Annotated in this window: 22 protein-coding genes; 12 read left to right on the top strand and 10 right to left on the bottom strand. The window is 30.5% G+C overall.

All coding sequences use genetic code 11. The annotated features are described in order from the left end of the window. Positions 1-42 precede the first annotated feature (42 nt). Entirely contained in the window at positions 43-1,077 is a 1,035-nt protein-coding gene (locus B3578_RS02245; protein ID WP_221854620.1) for a DUF3667 domain-containing protein, read from the bottom strand. Positions 1,078-1,226: 149 nt separating this feature from the next. Here B3578_RS02245 and B3578_RS02250 point away from each other — a divergent pair, with 149 nt between their 5' ends. Beyond that, positions 1,227-3,026 (top strand): ATP-dependent nuclease, encoded by a 1,800-nt coding sequence (locus B3578_RS02250; protein WP_221854621.1) that lies wholly within the window; start codon positions 1,227-1,229, stop codon positions 3,024-3,026. Positions 3,027-3,083: 57 nt separating this feature from the next. Here B3578_RS02250 and B3578_RS02255 read toward each other — a convergent pair whose 3' ends face one another. Genes B3578_RS02255 through B3578_RS02265 form a run of 3 tightly spaced genes read right to left on the bottom strand, consistent with a single transcriptional unit; the run spans position 3,084 to position 5,246 of the window. Beyond that, positions 3,084-3,791 (bottom strand): hypothetical protein, encoded by a 708-nt coding sequence (locus B3578_RS02255; protein ID WP_125350289.1) that lies wholly within the window; start codon positions 3,789-3,791, stop codon positions 3,084-3,086. A 60-nt stretch (positions 3,792-3,851) separates the two neighbouring features. Further along, a complete protein-coding gene (locus tag B3578_RS02260; RefSeq protein ID WP_038336843.1) occupies positions 3,852-4,574 on the bottom strand; it encodes a tRNA threonylcarbamoyladenosine dehydratase in 723 nt (240 codons plus the stop codon). A gap of 15 nt (positions 4,575-4,589) precedes the next feature. Beyond that, a complete protein-coding gene (locus B3578_RS02265; protein WP_221854622.1) occupies positions 4,590-5,246 on the bottom strand; it encodes a TatD family hydrolase in 657 nt (218 codons plus the stop codon). 73 nt (positions 5,247-5,319) lie between these two features. Here B3578_RS02265 and mdtD point away from each other — a divergent pair, with 73 nt between their 5' ends. After that, positions 5,320-6,723: a multidrug transporter subunit MdtD gene (gene mdtD, locus B3578_RS02270; protein WP_219034956.1), complete on the top strand. Its 1,404-nt coding sequence runs from the start codon at positions 5,320-5,322 to the stop codon at positions 6,721-6,723. A 62-nt stretch (positions 6,724-6,785) separates the two neighbouring features. On the opposite strand, the gene B3578_RS02275 is transcribed toward mdtD, so the two are convergent. Continuing rightward, the gene (locus B3578_RS02275; RefSeq protein ID WP_180905964.1) at positions 6,786-7,826 is read right to left on the bottom strand and encodes an asparaginase; all 1,041 of its coding nucleotides are present in this window, start codon (positions 7,824-7,826) and stop codon (positions 6,786-6,788) included. Between the two features lie 125 nt (positions 7,827-7,951). Between B3578_RS02275 and B3578_RS02280 the strand changes: the two genes are divergently transcribed. From B3578_RS02280 to B3578_RS02300, 5 genes are all read left to right on the top strand, one after another. Continuing rightward, the gene (locus B3578_RS02280; protein ID WP_219034955.1) at positions 7,952-8,788 is read left to right on the top strand and encodes a hypothetical protein; all 837 of its coding nucleotides are present in this window, start codon (positions 7,952-7,954) and stop codon (positions 8,786-8,788) included. 63 nt (positions 8,789-8,851) lie between these two features. Then, on the top strand, positions 8,852-9,307 hold the full coding sequence (gene lysM / locus B3578_RS02285; protein WP_219034954.1) for a peptidoglycan-binding protein LysM: 456 nt from the start codon (positions 8,852-8,854) through the stop codon (positions 9,305-9,307). Positions 9,308-9,456: 149 nt separating this feature from the next. Beyond that, positions 9,457-10,299 carry an OmpA/MotB family protein gene (locus B3578_RS02290; protein WP_181816279.1) on the top strand — a complete coding sequence of 281 codons (843 nt, stop codon included), beginning with the start codon at positions 9,457-9,459 and terminating at the stop codon, positions 10,297-10,299. Positions 10,300-10,391: 92 nt separating this feature from the next. Continuing rightward, entirely contained in the window at positions 10,392-11,690 is a 1,299-nt protein-coding gene (locus B3578_RS02295; protein WP_286496087.1) for a cation:proton antiporter, read from the top strand. 139 nt (positions 11,691-11,829) lie between these two features. Then, complete coding sequence (locus B3578_RS02300; protein WP_291046831.1) at positions 11,830-13,206, top strand: AAA family ATPase; 1,377 nt, start codon at positions 11,830-11,832, stop codon at positions 13,204-13,206. Between the two features lie 37 nt (positions 13,207-13,243). Here B3578_RS02300 and B3578_RS02305 read toward each other — a convergent pair whose 3' ends face one another. From B3578_RS02305 to dnaN, 3 genes are read right to left on the bottom strand one after another with little or no spacing between them, the layout of a single operon-like run. After that, entirely contained in the window at positions 13,244-13,678 is a 435-nt protein-coding gene (locus tag B3578_RS02305; RefSeq protein ID WP_219034952.1) for an META domain-containing protein, read from the bottom strand. A gap of 13 nt (positions 13,679-13,691) precedes the next feature. Then, positions 13,692-16,121 carry a phenylalanine--tRNA ligase subunit beta gene (pheT, locus tag B3578_RS02310; RefSeq protein ID WP_291046834.1) on the bottom strand — a complete coding sequence of 810 codons (2,430 nt, stop codon included), beginning with the start codon at positions 16,119-16,121 and terminating at the stop codon, positions 13,692-13,694. 36 nt (positions 16,122-16,157) lie between these two features. After that, positions 16,158-17,276 carry a DNA polymerase III subunit beta gene (gene dnaN, locus B3578_RS02315; RefSeq protein ID WP_038337242.1) on the bottom strand — a complete coding sequence of 373 codons (1,119 nt, stop codon included), beginning with the start codon at positions 17,274-17,276 and terminating at the stop codon, positions 16,158-16,160. Between the two features lie 268 nt (positions 17,277-17,544). Between dnaN and B3578_RS02320 the strand changes: the two genes are divergently transcribed. The 5 genes from B3578_RS02320 (at position 17,545) to B3578_RS02340 (ending at position 22,293) form a co-directional block, all read left to right on the top strand. Beyond that, positions 17,545-17,823 carry a GNAT family N-acetyltransferase gene (locus B3578_RS02320; protein ID WP_125350239.1) on the top strand — a complete coding sequence of 93 codons (279 nt, stop codon included), beginning with the start codon at positions 17,545-17,547 and terminating at the stop codon, positions 17,821-17,823. Between the two features lie 6 nt (positions 17,824-17,829). Further along, positions 17,830-18,456, top strand: a complete 627-nt coding sequence (locus B3578_RS02325; protein WP_219034949.1) for a carbonic anhydrase — start codon at positions 17,830-17,832, stop codon at positions 18,454-18,456. Positions 18,457-18,519: 63 nt separating this feature from the next. Further along, positions 18,520-21,345 (top strand): hypothetical protein, encoded by a 2,826-nt coding sequence (locus tag B3578_RS02330; protein WP_291046838.1) that lies wholly within the window; start codon positions 18,520-18,522, stop codon positions 21,343-21,345. 4 nt (positions 21,346-21,349) lie between these two features. Then, positions 21,350-22,099 carry an SDR family NAD(P)-dependent oxidoreductase gene (locus tag B3578_RS02335; protein ID WP_219034947.1) on the top strand — a complete coding sequence of 250 codons (750 nt, stop codon included), beginning with the start codon at positions 21,350-21,352 and terminating at the stop codon, positions 22,097-22,099. Between the two features lie 17 nt (positions 22,100-22,116). Then, on the top strand, positions 22,117-22,293 hold the full coding sequence (locus B3578_RS02340) for a hypothetical protein (protein WP_286496092.1): 177 nt from the start codon (positions 22,117-22,119) through the stop codon (positions 22,291-22,293). 28 nt (positions 22,294-22,321) lie between these two features. On the opposite strand, the gene B3578_RS02345 is transcribed toward B3578_RS02340, so the two are convergent. After that, positions 22,322-22,780 carry a GNAT family N-acetyltransferase gene (locus tag B3578_RS02345; RefSeq protein ID WP_286496093.1) on the bottom strand — a complete coding sequence of 153 codons (459 nt, stop codon included), beginning with the start codon at positions 22,778-22,780 and terminating at the stop codon, positions 22,322-22,324. A 49-nt stretch (positions 22,781-22,829) separates the two neighbouring features. Next, the gene (locus B3578_RS02350; RefSeq protein ID WP_286496095.1) at positions 22,830-25,196 is read right to left on the bottom strand and encodes an outer membrane beta-barrel family protein; all 2,367 of its coding nucleotides are present in this window, start codon (positions 25,194-25,196) and stop codon (positions 22,830-22,832) included. Positions 25,197-25,213: the final 17 nt, after the last annotated feature.

Consider the following 25,213-nt stretch of genomic DNA (forward strand, 5'->3'; position numbering starts at 1 on the left):
TGTTTCAGGAACACATCATACGTGATTGCCTAATAATCTTGATTAAACATGAAGAAATGAATACACAATAATTCCAATAACAATTATTGAGAAAATAAACGTATTAATTCCTAAAAGTATAGCACCTTTAATTGTTGTAATGATAAATCCTTGGTTATAGAGTTTTTTCAACGCAAGGAAAAAGTAAACAATAATATATAAAACAATCAATGTATTAATCAAAGCTATTATGGCTGATACAGCATTACTATCAATATAATTTGAAAGTTTATTCAAAAGAAAAATTACCAAAATTGATAAAAGAATTACCGTAAAATAATGCAGTGTAAAAATTCCGTGATCAAAATACCACCATTTCTTTTTGTTGTAAAAAATCCATAAGAAGAAAGCAAACAAAGGCATGTATACAAACAAAACTTTCGGAATGACATGCAAAGATTTCTCAACAATAGCTTCTCCTAATTGATCGTCAGAAACCTTTCTTTTTCTCAACTCTTGGTATTTTTCAATAAAGGGAGATAATATTGGAACGTTATTTTTTACTTTAGATTGCAAGTTTTCAATAGATTCCTCGTTCAAATCTTCTAAAGAGTTTGCATTTTTATTTTTTTCAACTTCAGATTTTATTTTTGCACTTTGCTCGACAGTTGTCAATCCTTTGTTCTGTAAAGTGTCTATTGTAGCATTAAGTGCTTTTTGAATTTTTTCAGTATTTTCTATTGATATAGGTTCATTGGAACTATCATTATATTCAGTTTTATGAGAAGGAAATATAGAAATAAGGAAAAACGTTACAAAACTGACAAAAATGTACATTTTAACAGGATTAACAGAACTATTTCGTTTACCACTCAAATATTCTTTGGTTAAAACTCCAGGTTTCAAAAATAGTTTTTTGATTGTTTGCCAAAAACTTCCATCGTAATGAACAAAATCTTCGATAAAGTGAGTAAATAAAAAGTGAAACGGTTGACGTGTTTCTACATTTTCTTGTCCGCAATGTTTGCAATAATGTTCTTCTACGTAATGTCCACAATTTTGGCAATTATGATCTTCTCTTAGTTTTCCGTGACTCATGTGTTAATTAAATAGTTATAAAGCTATAAAAAGATTATTTATTTTGAAAAACACACGTTTGAAAAAATTGAAATTATTTTAAAATTTAGAATGAAATTTATTAAGTATACAGAATATTGTATTTTAGTAGAAATCTATTAGGAAATTTTATGTTTAAATCTTTACAGCTTAAAACTGATGTAACAAAACAATATCAAACAGAATGCGAGGAAAATAATTTGAATAATCTTTCTAAAATTAACATTTTTATCGGACCTAATAATTCTGGAAAAAGTCGTTTTTTGAGAGATTTGTTCTCAATTGAAGAAATCAGATATAATCTAATTCAATTAAAATTAATTGAGTTAAGCGAAATTTATGATGAAGTATCAATTAATATAAAAAATCTGAAGATAAATTATCCATATGAAGTTGATAATAGGCTTAATGTAGATAATTTTTATATTAAAGATGAATATGATAAAGAAGAATTAGTGATTTTGTTCGATGAATACAATAAAATTGATTTAAATAAACAATATTCAAGTTATCATGGAATTAATAAAGATATATATAATAATTTAAAATCTTTAAAGGATAATTTTAATAAAGTTGATTTTAATAATAATCTTTTAAAATTAGATTTTTCAAACAAAGCAATATATATTCCAATTCTTCGTGGTTTAAGAAGCATTAATTATCAAAATGAGGAATTTACGAGAGAAGATTTTTATTTTGAAAGAACAAAAAATGATTATTTTAAAGATGCGAAACTTGAGTTTAATACAGATGAATCTATTAAATCTATTTTTACAGGTTTATCTTTTTATGATGATGTTCAAGAATTATTACTTGGAAATTACGAGCAAAGAAAGTTAGTAAAAGATTTTGAAATATTTTTGAGTCAAACATTCTTCCAGAATAAGAAGATTACCATTATTCCAAGATTAAAAGAAAAAGATGTTTACATTAATATCGAAGGTGAAGAAGATAGACCAATATATAATTTAGGGGAAGGCGTACAAGCAATTATTATTCTTACTTATCCTTTATTTTTTAATAAAGGAAAAAACCTTAAGATTTATATTGAAGAACCTGATGTTTATTTACATCCAGGTTTCCAACGTATTTTAATTGAAACTTTATTGAACACGAAAGGTTTTGAAGAGTTTCAATATTTCTTTACAACTCATTCTAATCATTTTTTGGATATGACATTAGATTATAAAGAAATTTCTGTTTACAAATTTACTAAGGAAAAAGAACAATTTTTTATACATAATATTGATAATCCAGATATAACTTTATTAGAACATTTAGGTGTTAAAAATTCATCTGTTTTTCTAACGAATTGTACAATTTGGGTAGAAGGAATAACAGATAGAATTTATATCAGAAAGTATTTAGAACTTTATCAAGAAAGTTTATCAAAAGAATCTAAAAAATATTTTGAAGATATTCATTACTCTTTTGTAGAATATGGAGGAAATAATATTACACATTGGAGTTTTTTAGATACTTCTGGTATTAATGTAGAGCGTTTGTGTGGTAAATTATTTCTTTTAACAGATAGCGATAATGCTAAATCAGGCGCTAAATATGAAAGGTTTACTAAACTTCAACAAAAATTAGGAGATCAATATTATTGTCTGCAAGCTAAAGAAATAGAAAATTTATTAACTAAAGAAATTTTATTAGAAACTTTAAAATTAATTGATAAAACGAAAGATAAAGAAAGTATAAAATTTAAGGATAAAGCAAAGTTTAATCCTAACACTGCAATAGGTACTTTTATAGATAATCATATTGAAGGACTAAATAAAATGTATAAAAATGAGAGTGGAACAATAAAAGAAAAAGTCCAATTTGCTCAAGGTGTAGTGAATGTTCTTTTAGACTTTAATCAACTTACAGATGAAGCTCAAAAATTAACAATGAAAATTTATAATTTTATCAAAGAAAATAATTAAAACAAAAAATCCACTTCTCTCGAAGTGGATTTTATATTTCTCGTAAAAATAATTTTCTTAAAACTCAGCAAAAAAAGCTTCTACTTTTTCTACGCCGTTTGCGTCTAAGGCTTCAACCAATTCTTTTTTGATTTCTGTTAATTCTTTCTTTTTCGCTTTTTTCAAAACTGGTTTTGCAGTTTCCAAAAAGTTTTCGATTTGTTCTAAACCACGAGAACTTAAGAATTTTTCGTCTGTTTTTTTCAATTTAGCGTAAACTTGTACCAACATTCTACATTGTTCCAAAGCCAAAACGTATTCTTTTACAGTTTCTAACGTAATCATATAATGCAACATCAATTGTACTGAAGGCATATTACGTTGATGACCAAATTTCGTGTATTTTTCTAATGCAATTCCAAAAGATTCTTTACTACGTTCGATATTTTTATTTAAAGCTGCAGAAATGACAACATTAAACCAATCGTCTGAATTATCAGAGTTTTGAGCGATATCGAAAAATGCATTATCCGCATTCTCAAAATCTTGTAAACTATAATATGATAAAGCAATTAATTTCTTAGCATCGTACAATTGTTTTGGGTCTTTCGCATCCAATAAACCTTCACAAATTTTGATACACATCTCGAAATTGCTGTTTCCAAATAAATCTCTCGCAGTGTTCAACAACGAATTAGTCGCATTCTGTTCCAACGCTTGCTCGTACATAAATTGACGTGCTCTCAAAACATCCTCGTATGTGATATAATCGTAATTGATTTTCATTTTTTTCGTCTCTTTGTTAATTCGCAACTAAATTAATTAAATCTTTAAGAAAGTACTTAATTATTTATCTTTTTTTAATAAATGTCGAATCACCGTTTCTGCCGCATGCAACCCGAATAAACCAGGCATCCACGAATTAGTTCCGTAAAACGATTTTTTATAATTTTTTCCATCCGTTAATTTAACCGAAGATTCATCAGGAACTTCTGTCGAAAAAACAGCTTTTACACCTTTATTAATTCCTTCTTTTTTTAATCGTTTTCTAACATTTTTTGCCAAAGGACAAACATCTGTTTTACTAATATCACGCACTTGTACTTTGCTTGCCAAATATTTTCCTCCAGCGCCCATATTGCTGATTACTTTAATTTTTTTGCGTTTTGCAGCTAAAATCAAATTAATTTTTGGTGTAACAGAATCGATGCAATCTAACACATAATCAAAATCTGGTGTGACGATTTCGTGTGTACGTTCTGGACTCAAAAATTCGTTGATACGCGTTAATTCTAATTCAGGATTAATGTCCATTAAACGATCGCCAACGATGTCTACTTTGTTCATTCCAACAGTTGAGTGTAAAGCGGGTAATTGTCGATTAATATTTGTAATATCAACAGTATCACCATCAACAATTGTCATTTTTCCAACTCCTGCGCGTGCGATAAATTCTGCGGCAAAAGAGCCAACTCCACCTAAACCAACAACTAAAATGTTCGAATTTTTTAGGATTTCTAAACCTTCTTCTTTGAATAATAATTCAGCTCTTTCTTGCCAAACTGCCATTGAAATGTATTTTAATTATGATTGAACTTCGTAACCGAAAACTGCTTTCCAATTTTTCGCTTGTTGAAGTTGTAATTCCTCGATTGTAATTTTTCTCAAATCCGCTGCAAAAGTATAAATTTCTTCAATAGAAATTTCGCTTGCATCATTCTCCAAAAAGAATTGATTCGCAGAAAGATTTGCAAATATAATTTGTAAGTTTTTGTTTGATAGAAGATTTTTACCAAAAGATGCAAAACAATTTTGCGCAATAATTTGATTGAGTAACTGTTCATTCTTATTGAAACCATGAAAAATAAACGGAATCGTCAATTTCATTTGTTTTCGAATCTGTAAAATTTCTTGATAAGCACGAACCGAATGTATAATGACTGGAAGTTGATATTGCATCGCAATTTCTAACTGTTTTTTAAAAACGTTGATTTGTAATTCAAAATCTGTTTCGCACAATTTATCTAATCCAATTTCACCGATTGCTAAACAGTTTTTATTCGAAATAGTTTGATTAATAATTTCGATTTCTTCCTTTATTGATGAGGTTTTGATGTAAGCTGGATGAATCCCAATTGAAAATAATTTAGCTTCATTATTCAACTCATTTGGAAACTGATTATACAGTTCCAAAACATCTGTTTGATCGGATAAATGATGTGTATGCGCGTTGAGAAACATAGTTCAAATTTAATCTTTTTCAATGATTTTTCGAAATGTTAAAATAGGAATAGAATTTGCTATAGGAATTTGAATGAATTCAGATCATATTTTAAGTCCAAAAATGTTGAAGTTTTTGCCATGGCTTGGTGCGATGGCAATTTTTATGCAAGCTTTGGACGCTACAATTTTAAATACATCTTTACCTACAATTGCAAAAGAATTAGGAAAATCGCCTTTAGAAATTCAGTCGATTATTGTTGCGTATACGTTAACAATCGCTTTGTTAATTCCTTTGAGTGGTTGGCTTTCGGATAAATACGGAACGAAAAAAGTTTTTCAATCTGCTATACTGATTTTTACACTTGGATCCACACTTTGCGCATTTGCCACAACTTTACCTTTTTTAGTCATTTCACGCGTTATACAAGCGATTGGAGGATCGATGATGGTTCCTGTTGTACGTTTAGCAATTTTATATGCTTATCCAAAAAGTGAATTATTAAAAGTAATTAATTTTATCACCATACCAGGGTTAATAGGACCACTTTTAGGACCAACAATTGGAGGTATTTTGGTTGAAACTTTATCATGGCATTGGATTTTCATCGTGAATATTCCATTCGGAATTATTGCACTTTGGATGACAACTTTTGCGATCCCCGATTTTAAACATCCAGTTTTTAAATTTGATATCAGAGGTTTGATTCTTTTTAGTGGAGGAGTTACTGTCTTAACATTGATTATGGAATTGACATCTTCTCGTGTGATTGGCCTGCAAACTGTATTGGCATTGACTGTAGTTTCTGCCTTTTTGATTGGTTTGTATATTTATCATGCAAAACATAAACAACATCCTTTAATCGATTTGAATTTGTTTAACATTAGAACTTTGCGAATTGGTATTATAGGAAATCTTATTACACGATTAGGAATTGGAGGAATACCTTTTCTTATTCCGCTTTTATTGCAAGTTGGTTATGGATATTCGGCTACTGTAGCGGGATTAATTATGATTCCATCTGCAACAAGTAACATTATTGCAAAATCGTTTGTTGTGCCAATTGTGAATAAATTTGGTTATCGAAATATGTTGATTTCCAATACAATAACTTTAGGATTAATCATTTGTATGTTTTTCTTTTTAGAATCGAAATCACCAATTTATTATATCATTCCGTTAATGGTTTTGAATGGATTTTTTAGTTCAATTCAATTTACGGCGATGAATACCTTGTCTTTAGCAGATTTGGACGAAAATACATCCAGCGAAGGGAATAGTTTATTATCGGTTACACAACAATTATCACTAACATTTGGAATTTCTGTAGCTGCATTAATTTTAGGTGTTTTTAGACAAGCAGGATTTGTAAATGGAGTGGAAGTACAAGCTTTTCGTTATTCATTTTTGACGATGGGCGTGATGACAATTTTATCAACTTACATCTTTTTCAAATTAAGAGAATCTGATGGCGCTTCAATGTCGGGGAAGAAATAAAATTTAGAACATAAAAAAATCTCTACCAAGTAGAGATTTTTTTCGTTTTATATTATTTTGATTTAATCATTGTAAAAATGATGGCGAAGTTCACCTTTCAAGTTTGCTTCGTATTGCGTTTTGAATTCTTCTTTCGAAAGGTTTTGACCTAATAAATAAATGGCTTTGGTAATTGCAGCTTCCATTGTCAAATCATAACTCGAAATTGCGCCCATATTTAGTAACGCATCACTTGTAGCATAACGTCCAAGTTCTACCATTCCGCCAGCACATTGCGTGTTGATGATAAGATGAACTCCTTTATTCGTTACTTCTTCCAGCAATTCAATAAACCAACTATCGGTAAAAATATTTCCTGTTCCGAAAGCCTCAATAATAAAAGCTTTCATGTTCGGAGCGTTTAAAACACTTTCGATAAAAGAACGATTCATTCCAGGGAAAATCTTCAAGACACCAACATCAGCATTTAGATTTTTGTTGATCGAAAGTTTATCCGTAACAACATTTTTTAACAATAAATCTTCTTTCACTTCCAGATGAACACCGGAAACTCCAATTACTGGATAATTCGGCGACTCGAAAGCATCAAAGTTTTCTGCATTAATCTTAGTTGTTCTATTCGCACGAAACAATTTATATTCAAAATACACACAAACTTCCTTGATAATTGGTTTGTCATTTTTACGTAACGAAGCCAATTGAATCGAAGTAATTAAGTTTTCTTTCGCATCTGTGCGCAAATCTCCAATTGGTAATTGTGAACCAGTGAAAATGACAGGTTTCTCGAGGTTATCAATCATAAAACTCATTGCAGAAGCTGTATACGCCATTGTATCTGTTCCGTGCAAAACAACAAAACCATCATAGTTTTCGTAGTTTTGTTGAATGGTTTCGGCAATTTCTATCCAATATTTAGGTTTCATATCAGACGAATCTATAGGCGTATCGAAACTATGATAATCGAAAGAACAATCTAGAAGACCTAACTCTGGAATTTGTTTTAACAAATTATCAAAATTGAAAGGTTTCAAGGATTGGTCGCCATAATCTTTCGCCATTCCGATTGTTCCTCCTGTATAGATTAATAAAATTTTTGTTTGCATGCGGTTTGATTAATTTCTGGTTAAAATTAATGATTCTAAAAAATCTGTACAACATCTTTTCTTAAACTCCGATATTTTGTAAATTGGATAAATAATTGTGAACATAAATTTAAACTATCAACTTGATGAAACTATTACTTTTAGCCATTACAACTTTGTTAACATCAGCTTATGTTAATGCACAATCTGATGAAGGATTGTTTGAAGTTGAGTACGAAATGAACGGACAAGAACTGAAATCTTTTGCTTTTTCTACGGATAATTGTGCGCAGAATTTGATTGTGAAATCGTGGGAAAATTGGGTAACGAACAAAGAAGGTTCTTCTGCTTTTTTGAAAAGACATGAAGCGAGTAATATCAAGTTCAAAAATTCGCAAGATGTGTATAAATCTGTGATTAGTTTGGTTGATGAAGAAAATGGAAAAACGACTGTGATTAATACATTAACGGATCAAAATGGAATGACATTTAATAGTAATTCGGCAGAGTTTGATAAAATTTATGCTCAATTGCAAGATTTAGCAACAAAAACGAAGCAAGGTTGTGTACGAAATGAGTTGAGGTTAGCGAACGAAAATATGATTCGATTGACAAAAGAAAACGCTGATGCACAATTGAAAAAAGGAAACTCGATCAAATCATATCTAAAAGATAATAACACCTTATTGAAATTAGAAAGTAAAAAGCAAGCTTTGGGCGATAAGTTAGATTTGGTGGTGAATCAATTGGAAAGAGAATCGAATGATAAAGTAACTGATGGTTTGATGAAGAAAAAGATAAAAACAGAAAATTCTTTGCGATCGATAGAAGATCAAGTAGTAACATTGAGCGGAAAAATACAAATTGCCGAAGAGAACGATAAAGTTTTGGATGCAAAAATTAATCAATTAACAAGTCAAATTCAACAACAACTCTCGATTACCGAAAATTTAAAAAAGAAATATTCATCAATTGCACGATAATTGTTAGAGAAATTATATATTTACTAAATATCAACAAATAAATATTATTAAAATCAACTCGTTATGGGATTATTTTCATTTATCAAAAATGCCGGAGAGAAAGTCTTCGGAGGTGCAGAAACACCAGAAGAAAAAGCAGGTAAAGTACAAGAACAAGTTGCAAAGCAAGGATTTGATTTGTCAGGAGTAACTTTTTCTACTGATGGAGATAAAATTGTAGTAGCTGGACAAGCGTTGGACATCAACGAGAAACAAAAAATTTTAGCAACAGCAGGTAACATTGATGGAGTGGAAGGAGTAGAAGATCAATTAACATTGAAAACACCTTTGAGAATTGAGATTCCAGATTTATCTAAGACAATGTATACTGTAAAAAGTGGAGATTCTTTATCTAAAATTGCAAAAGAAGTTTATGGAGATCCAATGCAGTATCCAAAAATTTTCGAAGCAAACAAACCAATGTTAAAACACGAAGATAAGATTTATCCAGGTCAGGTTTTATATATTCCTCAGGATTAATACAATAGAAATAAAATATTAAGGTTAAAACTCCTACAACCAAATGATTGTAGGAGTTTTATATTTTTACAGCATGGTTTTTGCAGAATATATACTCGCAATAAAAAATAATAACATATATTCGTATAACTGAAATAAAAAAAATAATTATGAAAGTTTCAATTTTGCCAGTAGCGGTTATCGCTGCTTCAACTTTATTTAGTTGTGTTAGTCAGAAAAAGTATGATGAATTACAAAATAAATTCAATTCTGCTTATTCTGAGAACCAAGGATGTCAAACAGAATTGGCTGTAGCGAAAGCTAAATTAGCTAATTTTGAATCTAACCAAGGTCAGTATGAAAACACAGTTCAGAGTGAAAGAAATCAAATTAAACAATTACAAGAACAATTGAAAAATTGTATTAATGGTGGTTCTAAAAACGTTTCTGAATTAGTGAACGAAATCAATCAGTCTAACAAATACATCAAACATTTGATCGATGCGAAAAGCAAATCGGATAGTTTGAATATGGTTTTAACAAACAACTTAACGCGTTCTTTATCTAGCAATGAAGCAAAAGATGTTGATGTTAAAGTATTAAAAGGTGTTGTTTACATCTCGTTAGCTGATAACATGTTGTACAAATCTGGTAGCTACGAAATTTCACCTGCTGCAGGAGAAACTTTAAGTAAAATTGCGAAAATCATCAACGATTATAAAGATTACGATGTATTGATTGAAGGTAACACAGATAATGTGCCAATTTCTAAACCAAACATCCGTAACAACTGGGATTTATCTGCTTTACGTGCATCTTCTGTTGTACAAGCATTACAAAACCAATACGGTGTTGATGGTAAACGTTTAACAGCTGGTGGACGTGGAGAATATAACCCATTAACTACAAATGCTACTGCGGAAGGAAAATCTAAAAACCGTCGTACACAAATTATTATCTTACCTAAGTTAGATCAATTTATGGATTTAATTGGGCAAGCTCCAAAAAACTAATTTTGATAAAAAAATCAAATTAATATAGAAAGAGCCACTTTATAGTGGCTCTTTTTTTGTAACTTTTTCCAAATTTTAATCAATCAATACCAATGGAACTATATTATTCTTTTTCGGTTCTAATTGTTCTTGCTGCATTATTTTCTTATGCAAACCTTCGATTCCTAAAATTACCTGGAACAATTGGAATTATGATTATCGCCATGTTAGTATCTATCGCTATCCGTTTATTGGGAGATAGCTATTTTCCTGATGCTACAAAAGACATGTTTCAACTCTTTAATAGTTTAGACTTCAATGAAATATTGATGGGCGCAATGCTTAATTTTCTGCTTTTTGCAGGCGCAATGCACGTTAATATTCTCGATTTGAAAAACTTGAGATGGACAATTGCTACTTATGCTACAATATCAGTAGTATTATCAGCATTTATTATATCAGTAATTTTATATTACATTGCGCCATATTTTGGTATTCAAATTCCGTATATCTATTGTTTATTGTTCGGAACATTAATTTCACCAACTGATCCAATCGTTGTATTAGGAATTTTGAAACAAGCAAAAGTTCCTAAAATTATTGAGACAAAAATTACAGGAGAGTCACTGTTTAATGATGGTGTGGCCGTTGTAATGTTCGCAGTAGTTTTACAAATAGCAACTAATCCAAGCTTTGATGCTGATTTTTCAAGTGTTTCAAAATTATTTTTAATGGAAGCCGGAGGCGGAATCTTACTTGGATTATTACTTGGATTTACAGCGTCTAATTCGATGAAAAAAATTGATGATTATAAAGTTTCAGCTTTAATTACATTGTCGATTGTAATGGGAGGATTTTTGATTGCAAAAGAACTTCATATTTCTAGTCCTTTAGCTATGGTTATCGCAGGTTTAATAATCGGAAATTATGGAAAGAAATTCGCAATGAGTAAAACAACTCAAGATTATTTAAACAAATTTTGGGAGCTTATTGATGAGGTAATGAATGCCATTTTATTCCTTTTTATAGGTTTCGAATTGTTGTTAATAGAAGATTTAATGGATCAAATTCTATTAGGAATTGCCACAATTTTTATAGTCCTATTATCTCGAACATTATCAATTGTTATTCCAGCTCGTACTATTTTAAGAAAAAACACTTTTTCTAAAGGTTCACTTATTGTCTTGGTTTGGGGAGGAATTCGTGGAGGAGTTTCAATTGCGTTAGTTCTTTCGATGCCAAATTCGGAATGGAAAGATTTGTTATTAGAGATTACATACATCGTTGTTTTATTTTCAATCGTTATTCAAGGTTTAACTGTAGGTAAAGTGGCTCATCGTGTTCTAAAAGACGAATCTGATGAAGCAAATAAAGAAGAAATGGAAGATTATCTTAATTCATCTAAATTGTAAATAATTTTAAAATATACAATTAAAAGGAGCAAGCGCATCTATAGATGCGCTTGCTCCTTTAACAGAAGTTTAGAACTTAAAATGGTTTAGTTCACGAATTAATCTTTATTTTTAATAGAAATTAGAACAAGCCAACAGAATGAAATTAAAGGATTTATCTAATCAACTCGAAATATCTTTAGGAAGTTTACAGAATTTTATCAATGATTTTAATATTGATTTGAGTTTTTGTATTGACGAAAATTTTAATGTAACACAACAATTTATAACATTTTCGGAAGAGAATAAAGATTTCTTAAAAAGATATGCCGAAGATTATTCCAAAGAAAAAACAATAGAAGAAATCGCTAAAACAATTGGAGCGAAAGAAGAAGAAGTGCTTCATTTTTTTGTGACAAATGGAATTCCTGCCGAGGTTGCAAAGCAGATGAAAACGGGAGTGTCAAGTTATTTGATTCATTCTTACATTGGGGGAAAATATCCGTTTATAGAAAAAGCATTTCCGCAATGCGAAGATTTTTCTGGTAAAAGTTTAGTTGGTTATACTGATTTGTATTTTTATATGACTGATATGTTAGATCCATTTATCAGCAAAGATCAAGGAGAAAGTTGGGGAATCTCAAAACCTGCTGGCTTGATTTTGTATGGACCTCCAGGTAGTGGGAAAATATATTGGACAAAGAAAATAGCGGATATGATTGGTTACGAATTTGTACATATTTTCAATGATTATTTAGTTGGGAATTTTGATAACAAAAAGAATAAATTCTCCGATTTTCTTTCAAAAAAGATGAATCAACCTAAAACATTATTGTTTATTGATTCGTTCGACGAAATATTACATTCTACTTCTGTAAATACCATTTATCCCGAAATGGTCGATTTGTTTTATTCCGTTCTTAGACATATTCAGAAAAATGATACGAAAGAACTTTTGATTGTTGGAGCTGTTGAATCTTTAGCAAATTTGAATGATGAAATCGTTGCACCTGGTCGTTTTGATTTACATATTCCGATTTTTCCTCCAACTTTTGACGAGCGCAAACAATTACTTCTACATCACATGACTACGAATTTGGCGCAAGATTCTCCGTTATTATCAATTTTGAAAAATCAAAATGCGTTGAACAAAGATTTCTGGACGCCTTATGCGGCTGAAATGAAAATTTTCTCAAATACAATGATGATTGATTTTACACAATCGCTTAAAAAACGTTTATATGCATTATACAGAAAAGATGAAACGAAAAATATTGTGATGACAGAAAAGGTATTGTTTTCTGCATTTCAAGAAGCAAAATCGAAATTAACGCCTGATTATTTAAAACATTGCGCAATTTTCTTAACAGAAGCCAAGCAAAATGTTGGTCAAGATTTTCCGCATCGTCTGATCGAATTAAATGCTGATTTAGAGTTTTATTTATCATCAAAAGAAATTCCGATTACTAAAATTGGTTTCAAGCAAAGTGATGATACTGTTGAGATAAAATCGGTAGAAGAAAATAAAGAAACATAAAAAAAGCTCCTTGTAAGGAGCTTTTTTATTATAAAAACTAAATTGTTTTGAATTTTAATAATAAAATATTGCTTTTGTAAAGATGTAATTCTTTTCCTGAAACTTCGTAACGATTTACACTTTTCAACATCGATAAAAATGCTTTTTCTTCTTGCAAATTAGGACAAGCCATTTTAGTTTCAGAAAAATTAACAAAGCTTGTAACGCCGCTAACTTTTGTAAAAGAAGCATTGAAATTGTTGCAACCTGCAAATCCACTTACAGTCGAATTAGCTTCGTCAATAACCAACATCACGTCTTTATCGTACAAACCTTTTACTACGTTGTTATCGTTGATCAAATACCAATTTTGATTTGAAATCGAAACTTCCGCTTTAGGTTTAATTTTAGCAGTACTTGCGCTTGTAGAACAAGAAGTTGCTATAAAACTCATCAAAATAGTTGCTGAAAATAAAGTTACAATCTTTTTCATTTTTCGGAATATTTTATCTCAACTCAGCGTTGAATTTTTCTTGATACAATTTGATTAATTTATTCATTAAACCATCAATTTCTTGATCGCTTAATGTTTTATTTTCGTCTTGAATCATAAAACTTAAAGCATACGATTTTTTACCAGCTGGCAATTTATCTCCTTCGTAAACGTCGAATAAATTAACGGCTTTCAACAAATTCGTTTTGACTTCTTTTGTCGCTTTGTACAATTCTTCATATTTCACAGAAGAATCAAGCAATAAAGCTAAATCTCTACGAGAACCTGGGAATTTAGAGATTTCTTTGTATTTCAAATCGTGTTTGTTTGCTAAAGCAACCATTGCATCCCAATTTAATTGAGCAAAGAAAACATCTTGATTAACGCCTAATTTTTTTGCTAATTTTTTGCTGATGATTCCAAGTTTTCCTAATGATTTTTGACCAGAAACAAATTCAATTCCATCTAAGAAATTATCATCTTTTGCAGGTAACTCATCTGTAATTTGAATATCTAATCGAACAAAAATTTGTTTAATCAAACCTTTCAAATCAGCAAATGAAGCTTTACGTAAATTTCCTGTCCACGATTCGCTATTAAAGTTTCCTGAAAGAACGATTCCTAAACATTTATTTTCTTCGTAAATACCATCAATTTTGCGATAAACTTTCCCAAATTCAAATAATTTAACATCCGAATTACGACGGTTGATATTGAACGCAACATTTTCTAATAAACCATTCAATAAAATGCGACGCATTACAGCTAAATCAGCAGAAAGCGGATTTAACATTGCAACACTTTCACCTTCTGGATAAAAGAAAATTTCTTCGTATTCTCTTTTCGTTAACGAGTTATTCATCGCTTCATTGAATCCGAAAGAAATCAATTGACGCGCAATAAAATCTTCGATTTTATCTGGACTAACTTTTTGATTTGGAACATAAGAAAACGAGAATTTTGAAGGAATTTCGATATTATCGTATCCATAAATCCTCAAAATATCTTCAATCAAATCTACATCACGTTGTACATCTACACGATAAGCTGGAACTTCTAAATCTAAAATTCCATCATTTTCTGACAAAATTTTAATTTCTAAATTTTCTAAAATCGATTTGATTTTATGTTCTGGAATTTCAACTCCTAATAATTCAACCACTTTATGTAAACGTAATTTTACATTAAAGTTTTGAATAGGATTTGCATAAATATCATCAATATTAGATGCAATTTCAGCACCAGCAATTTCAACTAACATCATCGCAGCTTTCTTCAACGCGTCGATAGTTATGTTAGGATCAATTCCACGTTCAAAGCGGAAAGAAGCATCCGTATTTAATGCATGTGCTTTCGCTCCTTTACGAATTGTTACTGGCTCGAAATATGCTGATTCTAAGAAAATAGTTGTCGTTGCATCCGAAACTCCAGAATCTTTTCCTCCGAAAACTCCAGCAATACACATTGGATTATTCTCGTTGCAAATCATCAATTCATGTCCTTTTAATGTACGTTCAACGCCATCTAAAGTTGTGAATTTTGTTCCTTCTGCTAATTTCTGAACGATTACTTTATTTCCTTCAATTTTAGCTGCATCAAAAGCATGTAAAGGTTGTCCTAAATCGTGTAAAATGTAATTGGTAATATCAACCACATTATTAATTGGCGATAATCCTATAACTTTTAAACGATTTTTTAACCAATCTGGCGACTCAGCAACTTTTACATTTTTTAAGTAAACACCTGCATAACGAGGCGCTGCTTCTGTATCTTTAACCTCGATAGAAATAGGATTTTTTCCGAAATCTGTCGTAGGATAATTTGATACATCATATGTTTTGAATGTTGACGCGATATCACGAATTTTAAGGGCCGCATGTAAATCACGCGCTACACCAAAATGTGACATTGCATCCGCACGATTTGGCGTTAAACCAATTTCGATTTCGTGGTCAACTTCATCATTTTTTCCGAATAGGTCGAACGTAGAAGTTCCAGGTTTTAAATCTTCTGGTAAAACTAAAATACCAGAATGATCTGTACCAATTCCTAATTCTACTTCAGAACAAATCATTCCGAAAGATTCTTCACCACGAATTTTTGCCTTCTTGATTTTAAATTCACCATCTGGTGAAGGTAAAACCGTTCCGACAGTTGCAACAGGAACATTTTGACCTTCTGCAACATTAGGAGCTCCACAAACAATTTGCGTTTCTTTTCCGTCTCCTAAATCTATTTTAGTAACTCTTAATTTATCTGCGTTTGGATGTGGCACAGCTGATAAAACTTTACCAACTAATACGGTTTCCAAATAATTTTTAGCTCCACCTACTTGTTCTACACCTTCAACTTCTAGACCCGTACTTGTAAGTGTTGAAGACACTTCATCAAGTGTGATATCTGTATCAATGTAGGTTTTTAGCCAATTGTATGAAATTTTCATTGTATTGTATAAATGAATTTTATGTATTCTTTTTGATTATGCGTTTAACATAACTGGCATAACTAGCATTAAGATTTCTTCGCCATCTTCTAGTCCATCAACTGGTTTGATGATTCCTGCACGATTCGGTTCAGACATTTCTAATGTTATTTCTTCTGATTGTAAATTGTTCAACATTTCGATTAAGAAACGAGAATTGAAACCGATTTGTAAATCAGTTCCGTTGTAATCACAAGGAAGTCTTTCTTCTGCTTTGTTTGCAAAATCGATATCTTCAGCAGAAATTGTCAATGAATTTCCAACTAATTTTAATCGAACTTGGTTTGTTGTTTTGTTAGAGAAAATTGCCACACGTTTCAAAGATGTCAAGAATAAGTTTCTGTTAATCGTTAATACATTTGGATTTTCTTTTGGAATTACCGCTTCATAATTAGGATATTTACCATCAATCAAACGACAAGTTAACACGATGTTTTGGAATGAAAAACGTGTATTTGTATTGTTATATTCGATTGTTACATCGTCATTATTTCCTCCTAAAATATTTTTCAATAAGTTAAGTGGTTTTTTCGGCATAATATATTCAGCAGCTTGTAAATTGTCTAAGCCATTGCGAGTATATTTTACCAAACGATGCGCATCTGTAGCAACAAAACGGAAAATATCTGCATTTGCTTGGAAGAAGACTCCTGTCATAATTGGACGTAATTCGTCGTTTCCTGTCGCAAAAATAGTTTTGATAATTGCTTCTGATAAAATGCTTGCACTAAGTGTTGTAGAGCTTGCGTCTTCGATATCTGGCGTTTGAGGATATTCGTTTGCGTCTTCGAATGCTAACTGATAATTTCCTTGTTCTGAAACAATTTCCAACGTATTTCCTTCTTTTTGGATAAAAGTAAGCGGTTGCGCAGGGAAAGTTTTCAACGTGTCAGTTAAGATTTTTGATGGAATTGCAATTTTTCCATTATCATTAGACTCAACTTCTAAAGTTGTTGAAATTGTTGTTTCTAAATCAGAACCAGTGATAGTTAATTGGCTACCATCCAATTCGAATAAAAAATTATCAAGGATTGGTAAAGTATTATTAGAGTTAATAACCCCTCCGATTAAGTTAACATTTTTTAATAACGTGTTGCTCGATACAATAAATTTCATATGAAGAATATTTCCTTAAAATATCTAACAAATGTAATAAATAATCAAGTAAAAAACTCAAACCTATACATTAAATATTATATAGAATGGCTTGTTGTTGATTATCAAATAGAAAGATGATTGTAAATTGATTGTTATTATTTGTTTAAATTTTCTTTGAATTAAAAACTTTTCACCCGTAAATTTGTCTTGTATATCGAGACTTTTAACAAATCTTTTTGACCAAATCTCATCCAAAAAGATTAATTTGAATTTAAAATACTATTCTATGAAAATTGAATTGAATTTAGAAGGAAAAAATGGAGTTTTTATACTTCTTGATGAGAATAATAAAGAAGTTGGTGAATTAACTTTTATGCTGAAAGAAAAACAAATGTTGATTAATCATACAGGTGTTAATCCCGAATTGAGAGGACAAGGTTTGGCCGAAAAATTAGTGTTAGAAGCTGTAGATTACGCAAGAAAAAATCAGTTGAAAATCATTCCATTTTGTAGTTATGTGAGCGTTTATGTTGGTAAACATCCAGAAGTACAAGATGTAATTTAGAAAATTATGAATTTAGAAAAAGTTTTTGAACACAACCAAGAGTGGGTAAATAAACGTTTAGGACAAGACGAGCAATATTTTGATAAGCTTTCGGCTGGTCAAAATCCAGAAGTGCTTTACATTGGTTGTTCGGATAGTCGTGTGACGGCAGAAGAGTTGTTGGGAGCGGAGCCAGGTGAGGTTTTTGTACACCGCAATATTGCTAATATGGTAATTAGTTTGGATATGAATACCACTTCTGTTTTAGACTATGCGGTAGAACACCTAAAAGTGAAACATATTATAGTTTGTGGACATTATAATTGTGGAGGGATTAAATCTGCAATGATTCCGAAAGATTTAGGAATGATGAATCCTTGGTTGCGTAATATTCGAGATGTTTATCGTTTACATTCAGAAGAATTAAATGCAATCGAAAACGAAGGAATGCGCTATAATCGTTTGGTAGAGTTAAATGTACAAGAACAATGTGTAAATGTGGTAAAAAATCCTTTCGTGCAACGTGCTATGGAAAATGGATTGGAAGTACACGGTTGGGTGTTCGATTTGTTTACTGGGAAATTAATTGATTTGAATTTAAACTTCGATAAAATCTTAGAAAATATCAAAGAAATCTACGATATCAACGAATAAATTTAACATTTTGTTATATCTGGTATAATAATTGTTCTTAAGACTGTTAACCAAACTATATCAATGATTAAAAACCGTTGGATAAAAAAAATAGGTATCGCTTTAATTTCTATTATTGCGGTACTTTTTATTTTAAGTTTTTACATCTCCTATTTTCTGAATGATCGACTTCCAAAAATCATTGCAGAAAAAAACGATACGGCTTATAATCTGACTTACGAAGATTTGAGCTTTTCTATTTTTAATTCGTCTTTATCACTAAAAAATGTTGAAGTTTCTCCAAAAGATTCTTTGTTGATAAAGGATTCGATTGATGCAACAGGAAAAGTGAAAGAAATAAATGTTGTCGGTATCAATTTTATAAAATTAATTACCAAAAAAGAAGTTACAGCATATTCAATCAACATCAATAATCCCTCTGTAAATTATTATCTTAAAGAGAAAAAAGATTCGGTCAAAAAAGATACAGCGCAATCCAAAGTTGGTCAAAGTATTGATGTTTCCAATGTAAATATAAACAACGGCGAATTCAATTTGTATTCTCAATCAGGGAAAAAACATATTGCAAATGTTTCTAATTTTTCGATTGATTTTGACGGTGTTCGTTTCAATGAGCGAACAGCGGACAAAAAAATTCCGTTCAGATATTCTGCTTTTGATATTAAATTAGATTCGATGTTTTTTGTGGTTAAAGATCAACAATTGATTAGAGCACGAAAAGTTCGTTTTAATGAAACTGATTTTGAGTTGGATAATTTCTTGATGAAACCACTTAAAATGAACGGAAAAATGTACGTTCAAAACGATTCTGAAAATGATTTATTAGATATTGAATCGCCACTTCTTTCGCTTTCTAAGATTGATTGGGGATTTACTTCAGAAGATAAATTATATTTTAAAACAGATTTAATTAAATTCAAAAAGCCAAAAATTACCATTATTTCTGCTAAACCAGAGAATAAAGTTGAGAAAGAATCAATCAAAAAAGTAAGCATAAAAACGGAAGATGCGGAGTTAATTAATATCAAAAAGTTGCAAATAGAAAACGGTAAAATTCGTTCACTCTACTCGAATGCAAAAACGGTAAAATATGCAATAAATAATGTGGCGTTAAATATCGAAGGAATAAAAATGAATGCGTTGACACGCACAAATGATATTCCGATTGATTATAAAACTTTTCGTATTAAGTTGGATTCGATGTATTATCGATTGAATGAAATGCATACCTTAACAGCATCTAATTTTGATTTAACTGAAAAGAAATTGATTCTGAAAAATTTCAAAATGAAACCATTAATTTCAAAAAATCAATTTAATCAAAATTATACTAAATCAAATACATTATTAGATGTCGAAGCGCCAATTTTGACGTTGAATAATAACAGTTGGGGAATAAAAAATGGTGATTTTTATTTTCATACAAACTCAATCAAATTGGATGAGGTAAATGTGAAAATCATCGATCAAAAGAATGAAAAAGTTATTGCGAAGAAAGTTGAAAAAGTAACAGAAAAGTTCTTGATTAATTTTAACCTTGGAATTGATACAATTCAAATCAAGCAATCACGTTTTATTGCTTTACAAAAATTTGATTTCAATAATGTTAATTTGACGGTTTTAGGATTGAAAAATGATTATGGGAAAGAACTTCGAATCAATCAGGTTATTTTCAAAAATCCAAAATTTACGATTTATGGACAGCCCAGACGAGTGGCGCAACGAGAAGGAAAAACGTCAAAAGAATTTAACGATGTTATAAAAGTCGATAAAATTTCGTTGGTAAATGGACATTTAGATGTGATTCCTTATCAACAAAAAACGCCGAATTTAACATTGAAGCAAATTCAGTTAGCGTTTAATCAAATTAATGTTGATCCAAAAACAATTCAAGAAGCGATTCCTTTTTCGTATAAATCTGTATTACTGAAATCTTCGGGAATCGATTTTGATTTAGGAAAAATATATAAGATGACTACTGGAGCTTTGCAGTTTCAGAATGGAAATTTGACGTTAAATCAATTAAAATTGACACCAAAACTTACTCGAAAAGCATATACTGCATCTTTGCAAAAACAAGCTGATTTGTATACTGTTTCTGTGAAACAATTGCAAGGAAACGGTATACAATGGGGAATTTCGCCTTCAAAAGATTTTTTCTTGAAAGCGAATCAAATAAAATTGAACCAGCTTTATGCAAATATTTATAGAAGTTTGGTTCCACCTGATGACACAAAACGTAAAACAATGTTTTCACAAAAATTACGTGAAATGAAATTCGATTTAGGGGTGAAACAGTTGCAATTGGTCAACTCTAAATTAGAATATGAAGAGGAAACGGCTAAAAGTATTGGAACAGGAAAATTGACGTTTTCGTCGATAAATGCAAGGGTTAAAAATGTCAATTCGGGTTATCGTAAAATATCTTTACCAAACGTTGATGTTGATTGGCATTCAGAATTTATGAATGGAGATTTGCGTGCAAATTGGACATTTAATCCAATGAATCGTTCAGAGAAATTTAATATCAATGGTTCAATTTCAAAACTTCCTGCAAAAAATCTCGATCCTTTTGTGAAACCATATCTTAAGGTTTCTGTTGATGGATTTTTCAATCAAATAAAATTTAATTTTGATGGAAATGATAAAGTTGCTGGAGGAAATTTTGGAATAGATTATCAAAATTTGAAAGTGAATGTTTTGCGTGATGATGGTTCGAAAAGGAAATTATTATCAGCAGTTGGAAATGCAGCGGTAAAGAATGATTCTCGTGGAAAAATGAAAGAAGAAAAAGTAGAAAATATCGAACGAAAACAGGATAAATCATTTTTTAATTTCTTTTTAGCTTGTATCTTAGACGGTCTTAAAAAAGCACTTTTAATTATTTAAGAAAATGAAAAGAACAGTCTTCATAACCGGAGCAACATCTGGCATAGGAATGGCGACAGCAAAGAAATTAGCACCAAATTATCGTTTAATTTTGTGTGGGCGTCGTCAAGAACGATTAGATGAAATTCAGGCAGAATTGAGTCAAATTACGGAAGTAAAAACCATTCAATTTGATGTTCGAGACAAGGAAGCTGTTTTTAATGCAGTAGAAAGTTTAGAAAATGAGTGGAAAAATATTGATGTTTTAATCAATAATGCGGGAAATGCGCACGGATTAGCACCTTTTGATACAGCTGATTTGGAGGATTTGGAAGCAATGATTGATATCAATGTAAAAGGATTAATTTACGTTTCGAAAGCAATTATTCCAATTCTTAAACAATCATCAAATGCTCATATCATCAACCTTTCTTCGATTGCGGGAAAAGAAGTTTATCCAAATGGAGGAACATATTGTGCGTCGAAAGCGGCGGTAGAATCGTTAAGCAAAGGAATGCGTTATGATTTGTTACCTTACGGAATCAAAGTTTCCAATATTGCGCCAGGAGCGGTAGAAACAGAATTTTCTTTGGTTCGTTTCAAAGGAAATCAAGAACTTTCGGATAATGTATACAAAGGTTTTGAACCATTGGCTGGAGAGGATATTGCAAATGCAATAGAGTATTTGTTGCAACAACCAGAACATGTACAAATTGCTGATGTTACAATTTTTCCAAAAGCGCAAGCTGGAGGAACTGTTTTCTTGAAAAAATAATCTATTTCGAAAAATTGATGTCGATAAATAAGGACGGAAGTAAAATTCGCTTTTTAACGGAAAATGCAAATGCGAAAGTTTTTAAAAATGTGTTGATGAGTATTAACAGCGATGATCAACAAATGTACATGATTATGGATGGTGAAATTACGGCATCCGAAATGAACAAAATGGTAAAAGAATCTAATAAATAATAAAAAAGCTGAGCATCGCTCAGCTTTTCTATTTCAATATTTTTTCATAACAAACACTTTCTTCGATGTCTTTGTATTGATCGTAATTTTCGATTCTTGTGTAATCACATCGTTCATACAACGCGATTGCTTCGGGTTGTTTCAATCCGGTTTCCAAAATACATCGTTCATAATTTAATTCGATTGCCCAATTTTCTAACTCATTCAGAACTTTAGCTGCAATTCTATTTCCTCTAAAATCAGGATTTACATACATTCTTTTCACTTCCATCGTTGTATCATAATAATGTTTTATAGCGCCACAACCAACAGGATTTTCGTTTAAATAGGCGATAGCAACGTGATTTATTTTGTCAACTTTATTGTATTGCGAAAAGAAAGAATGAAATTCGCCATTTCTTATCGCTAAATCTTTATCTAATTCTGTTACCAATTCTTGAAAATCTTTGTTAGAAGAATTTGTTCGAATGATTTTTACTGAATTCATTTTATTGCTTTTCCTCAAATTTAATAAAACTTAAGTTTTTTTTGTAACGCTAAATTCTATTTTGTTCTGCAGTTTTTTCCGCTTGTTTCGCTTCTTTTACTTTCTGGTTTCCGAAATTGTATTTCAAATTCAACATAAAATATTGTGTATCGCGATAATCTTTGAAATATTGATTTTGGTTTGCGTATTTCGTAGAAATCGTATTGCGATCAGTTTTAAAAATATCATTGAAAACCAAACCAATTTCAAAACGTTTATCCCATATTTTTTTGTTTAAAATCAAATATGTATTTTGAGAAGAACTAATATCAAATGAAGCTTGAATAGCTGGGGAATTATAATGATATCCTGTCGAAATATTAAATGTTTTTGCTTTGTCTAAATCCAATTGAGTGCTTAAAGAAATATAATAAGTAAACACATCATTTTTGTATTGTTGTTGATCTGGTCCGAAAAAATAATTTTGATTATATTCCACAAATGTAAATAAATTCAGTTTCCACCACGATTTTAGATTAAAATTTTTCGAAAGATTTGCTCCAAAAGCTTCTCCATTTTTGATGTTTGTAAAATGATAAACTGTTTCGAAAGTTTCAGGATTTTGAATAGAAATTTCCATCGCTGGATTTTTCTCGTATCGATAATAGGCTTCAAAATTCCAATCTTTCAAAGTGTAAGATAAACTCAAATTGTGAATAATCGTAGAAATTGCATTGGCATCGCCCTGAAAATAAGAAAACAGATTGTAATATGATTTTGAAGGATTCAAGAAATTATAATCTGGTCGATCAATTCTTTTTCCATAATTCAAACCAATTTGTCCAGTATTTTCAAAATTATACATGACGTATAAAGTTGGAAAAAGATCGGTGTTTGTTCGTTTATTTTGGCTAATTGGATTATCAGAAATCGTATTTATAAGAGCTGTTTCAGATCTCAAACCAGCTTTTGCTTCCCATTTTTTCCATTTGTAATTTCCAGAAATATACAACGCAAAAATCTGTTCTTTGTAATCAAAAATATTACTTTTTTCGGGTTGATATTCGATTTGATTTTGAATCGACTCAAAGAAATCTAAATCATTATCATTCTTCACAAAACTATATTTCGCTCCCGCTTCCAAGCCGAAATTTTCATTAGTGAAACTATAATCAATTTGTGTAGAAAATAGATTCAATTTTTGAAGTGCAGCACTCAAAAAACGATTTTCTTCATAAGGTTTATCCTTGAAATTCAGTTTTGTTAAAACATCTTGATTTTCTTTGTAATAACGATGACTAAAATTGTTACTCCAAGTCAAATTATTTTTCGCAATTTTTTTGTCATAAACCAAATACGTATTAAAATTATTTGAAGCTTCGCGACGATGATTTTGTGTTTTATAAAATGATTCAAGTTGATTATTTGTTGTATTGTAAATATTTGTCGGAACGTTATAATTCCCAATTGAAGCAGGATTTCTAGAACCATTTATTCCAAACTGAAAATTCTGTAAACTATCAATTGAATATTGAGAAGCAAAGTTGTAAATATGTTGTTGTTTCGCAACTGTTCGACGAATCATGTCACTTTCCCAGCGTGTCTGATCTTTTTCATAAGTTGTTACATCAAAATTCTTGCGAACATATTTTCCATTCACAAAATAATAACTTCCTGTCAATTGCCATTTTTCTGTATTGTAAGATTGGGTAGTACCCAGCATTCCTTTGCTATAAATAGATTGATGATAACGTGTCGCAATTTGTCCTTTGTAACCAGAAAGCACATTTTTCTTCATTTTAATATTTATAATCGCGCTTCCAGAAGCTTCATATTTTGCAGGCGGATTGGTAATGACTTCAACCGAAGAAACTGTTGCACCATCAGTATTTTCCAACAATTGTTTCAAATCATCTTGGGACATTAATGTTTTTTTATCATTAATTGTGACTAAAATTTGCGTATTTCCTCTCACACTTAACTGTTCATTTTTTAGAAGAACATTTGGCGTGTTTTTCACGATATCCCAAGCACTTAAATTTTGCAAAGGCGTATTTTCGACATTAAATTCTATTCGATCAATTTTTCGTTTCAACAAAGGTTTTTGACTAGAAAAAACAACGTCTTTTAAGTTAATTGTTTCATCTTTTTGAAGCGTAATAATCAAAGAGTTTTCTGAGTTAGCTTGATATGTCTTTTCAAATTCTTGGTAACCAAATTCTTTAATGTAAATTGTAAATGATTGTGCTTGATGAAGCTCAAAATTAAATTCGCCATTTTCATTCGATTCAGCTACAATTGGATCTTGTGAAGGAATTTCAACTTCAATAGAACTATTTTTGATTGGTTGATTTTGCTCATCGATAATTTTTCCAGAAATAATTTGTGCAAAAATTAAATTTGGAAGTAGCAGAAAAAATGTTATTACTATTTTCATGGTTCAGATTTTTAACA

Origin of the sequence: Empedobacter sp. UBA1574, assembly GCF_002322895.1 — a bacterium.
GTDB classification, from domain to species: Bacteria; Bacteroidota; Bacteroidia; order Flavobacteriales; family Weeksellaceae; genus Empedobacter; species Empedobacter falsenii_B.

What these genes read in the sequence shown, in the direction of transcription:
- B3578_RS02245 (WP_221854620.1), bottom strand. Translation starts at nt 1,077, where the DNA reads ATGAGTCACGGAAAACTAAGAGAAGATCATAATTGCCAAAATTGTGGA.
- B3578_RS02250 (WP_221854621.1), top strand. Translation starts at nt 1,227, where the DNA reads ATGTTTAAATCTTTACAGCTTAAAACTGATGTAACAAAACAATATCAA.
- B3578_RS02255 (WP_125350289.1), bottom strand. Translation starts at nt 3,791, where the DNA reads ATGAAAATCAATTACGATTATATCACATACGAGGATGTTTTGAGAGCA.
- B3578_RS02260 (WP_038336843.1), bottom strand. Translation starts at nt 4,574, where the DNA reads ATGGCAGTTTGGCAAGAAAGAGCTGAATTATTATTCAAAGAAGAAGGT.
- B3578_RS02265 (WP_221854622.1), bottom strand. Translation starts at nt 5,246, where the DNA reads ATGTTTCTCAACGCGCATACACATCATTTATCCGATCAAACAGATGTT.
- mdtD (WP_219034956.1), top strand. Translation starts at nt 5,320, where the DNA reads ATGAATTCAGATCATATTTTAAGTCCAAAAATGTTGAAGTTTTTGCCA.
- B3578_RS02275 (WP_180905964.1), bottom strand. Translation starts at nt 7,826, where the DNA reads ATGCAAACAAAAATTTTATTAATCTATACAGGAGGAACAATCGGAATG.
- B3578_RS02280 (WP_219034955.1), top strand. Translation starts at nt 7,952, where the DNA reads ATGAAACTATTACTTTTAGCCATTACAACTTTGTTAACATCAGCTTAT.
- lysM (WP_219034954.1), top strand. Translation starts at nt 8,852, where the DNA reads ATGGGATTATTTTCATTTATCAAAAATGCCGGAGAGAAAGTCTTCGGA.
- B3578_RS02290 (WP_181816279.1), top strand. Translation starts at nt 9,457, where the DNA reads ATGAAAGTTTCAATTTTGCCAGTAGCGGTTATCGCTGCTTCAACTTTA.
- B3578_RS02295 (WP_286496087.1), top strand. Translation starts at nt 10,392, where the DNA reads ATGGAACTATATTATTCTTTTTCGGTTCTAATTGTTCTTGCTGCATTA.
- B3578_RS02300 (WP_291046831.1), top strand. Translation starts at nt 11,830, where the DNA reads ATGAAATTAAAGGATTTATCTAATCAACTCGAAATATCTTTAGGAAGT.
- B3578_RS02305 (WP_219034952.1), bottom strand. Translation starts at nt 13,678, where the DNA reads ATGAAAAAGATTGTAACTTTATTTTCAGCAACTATTTTGATGAGTTTT.
- pheT (WP_291046834.1), bottom strand. Translation starts at nt 16,121, where the DNA reads ATGAAAATTTCATACAATTGGCTAAAAACCTACATTGATACAGATATC.
- dnaN (WP_038337242.1), bottom strand. Translation starts at nt 17,276, where the DNA reads ATGAAATTTATTGTATCGAGCAACACGTTATTAAAAAATGTTAACTTA.
- B3578_RS02320 (WP_125350239.1), top strand. Translation starts at nt 17,545, where the DNA reads ATGAAAATTGAATTGAATTTAGAAGGAAAAAATGGAGTTTTTATACTT.
- B3578_RS02325 (WP_219034949.1), top strand. Translation starts at nt 17,830, where the DNA reads ATGAATTTAGAAAAAGTTTTTGAACACAACCAAGAGTGGGTAAATAAA.
- B3578_RS02330 (WP_291046838.1), top strand. Translation starts at nt 18,520, where the DNA reads ATGATTAAAAACCGTTGGATAAAAAAAATAGGTATCGCTTTAATTTCT.
- B3578_RS02335 (WP_219034947.1), top strand. Translation starts at nt 21,350, where the DNA reads ATGAAAAGAACAGTCTTCATAACCGGAGCAACATCTGGCATAGGAATG.
- B3578_RS02340 (WP_286496092.1), top strand. Translation starts at nt 22,117, where the DNA reads ATGTCGATAAATAAGGACGGAAGTAAAATTCGCTTTTTAACGGAAAAT.
- B3578_RS02345 (WP_286496093.1), bottom strand. Translation starts at nt 22,780, where the DNA reads ATGAATTCAGTAAAAATCATTCGAACAAATTCTTCTAACAAAGATTTT.
- B3578_RS02350 (WP_286496095.1), bottom strand. Translation starts at nt 25,196, where the DNA reads ATGAAAATAGTAATAACATTTTTTCTGCTACTTCCAAATTTAATTTTT.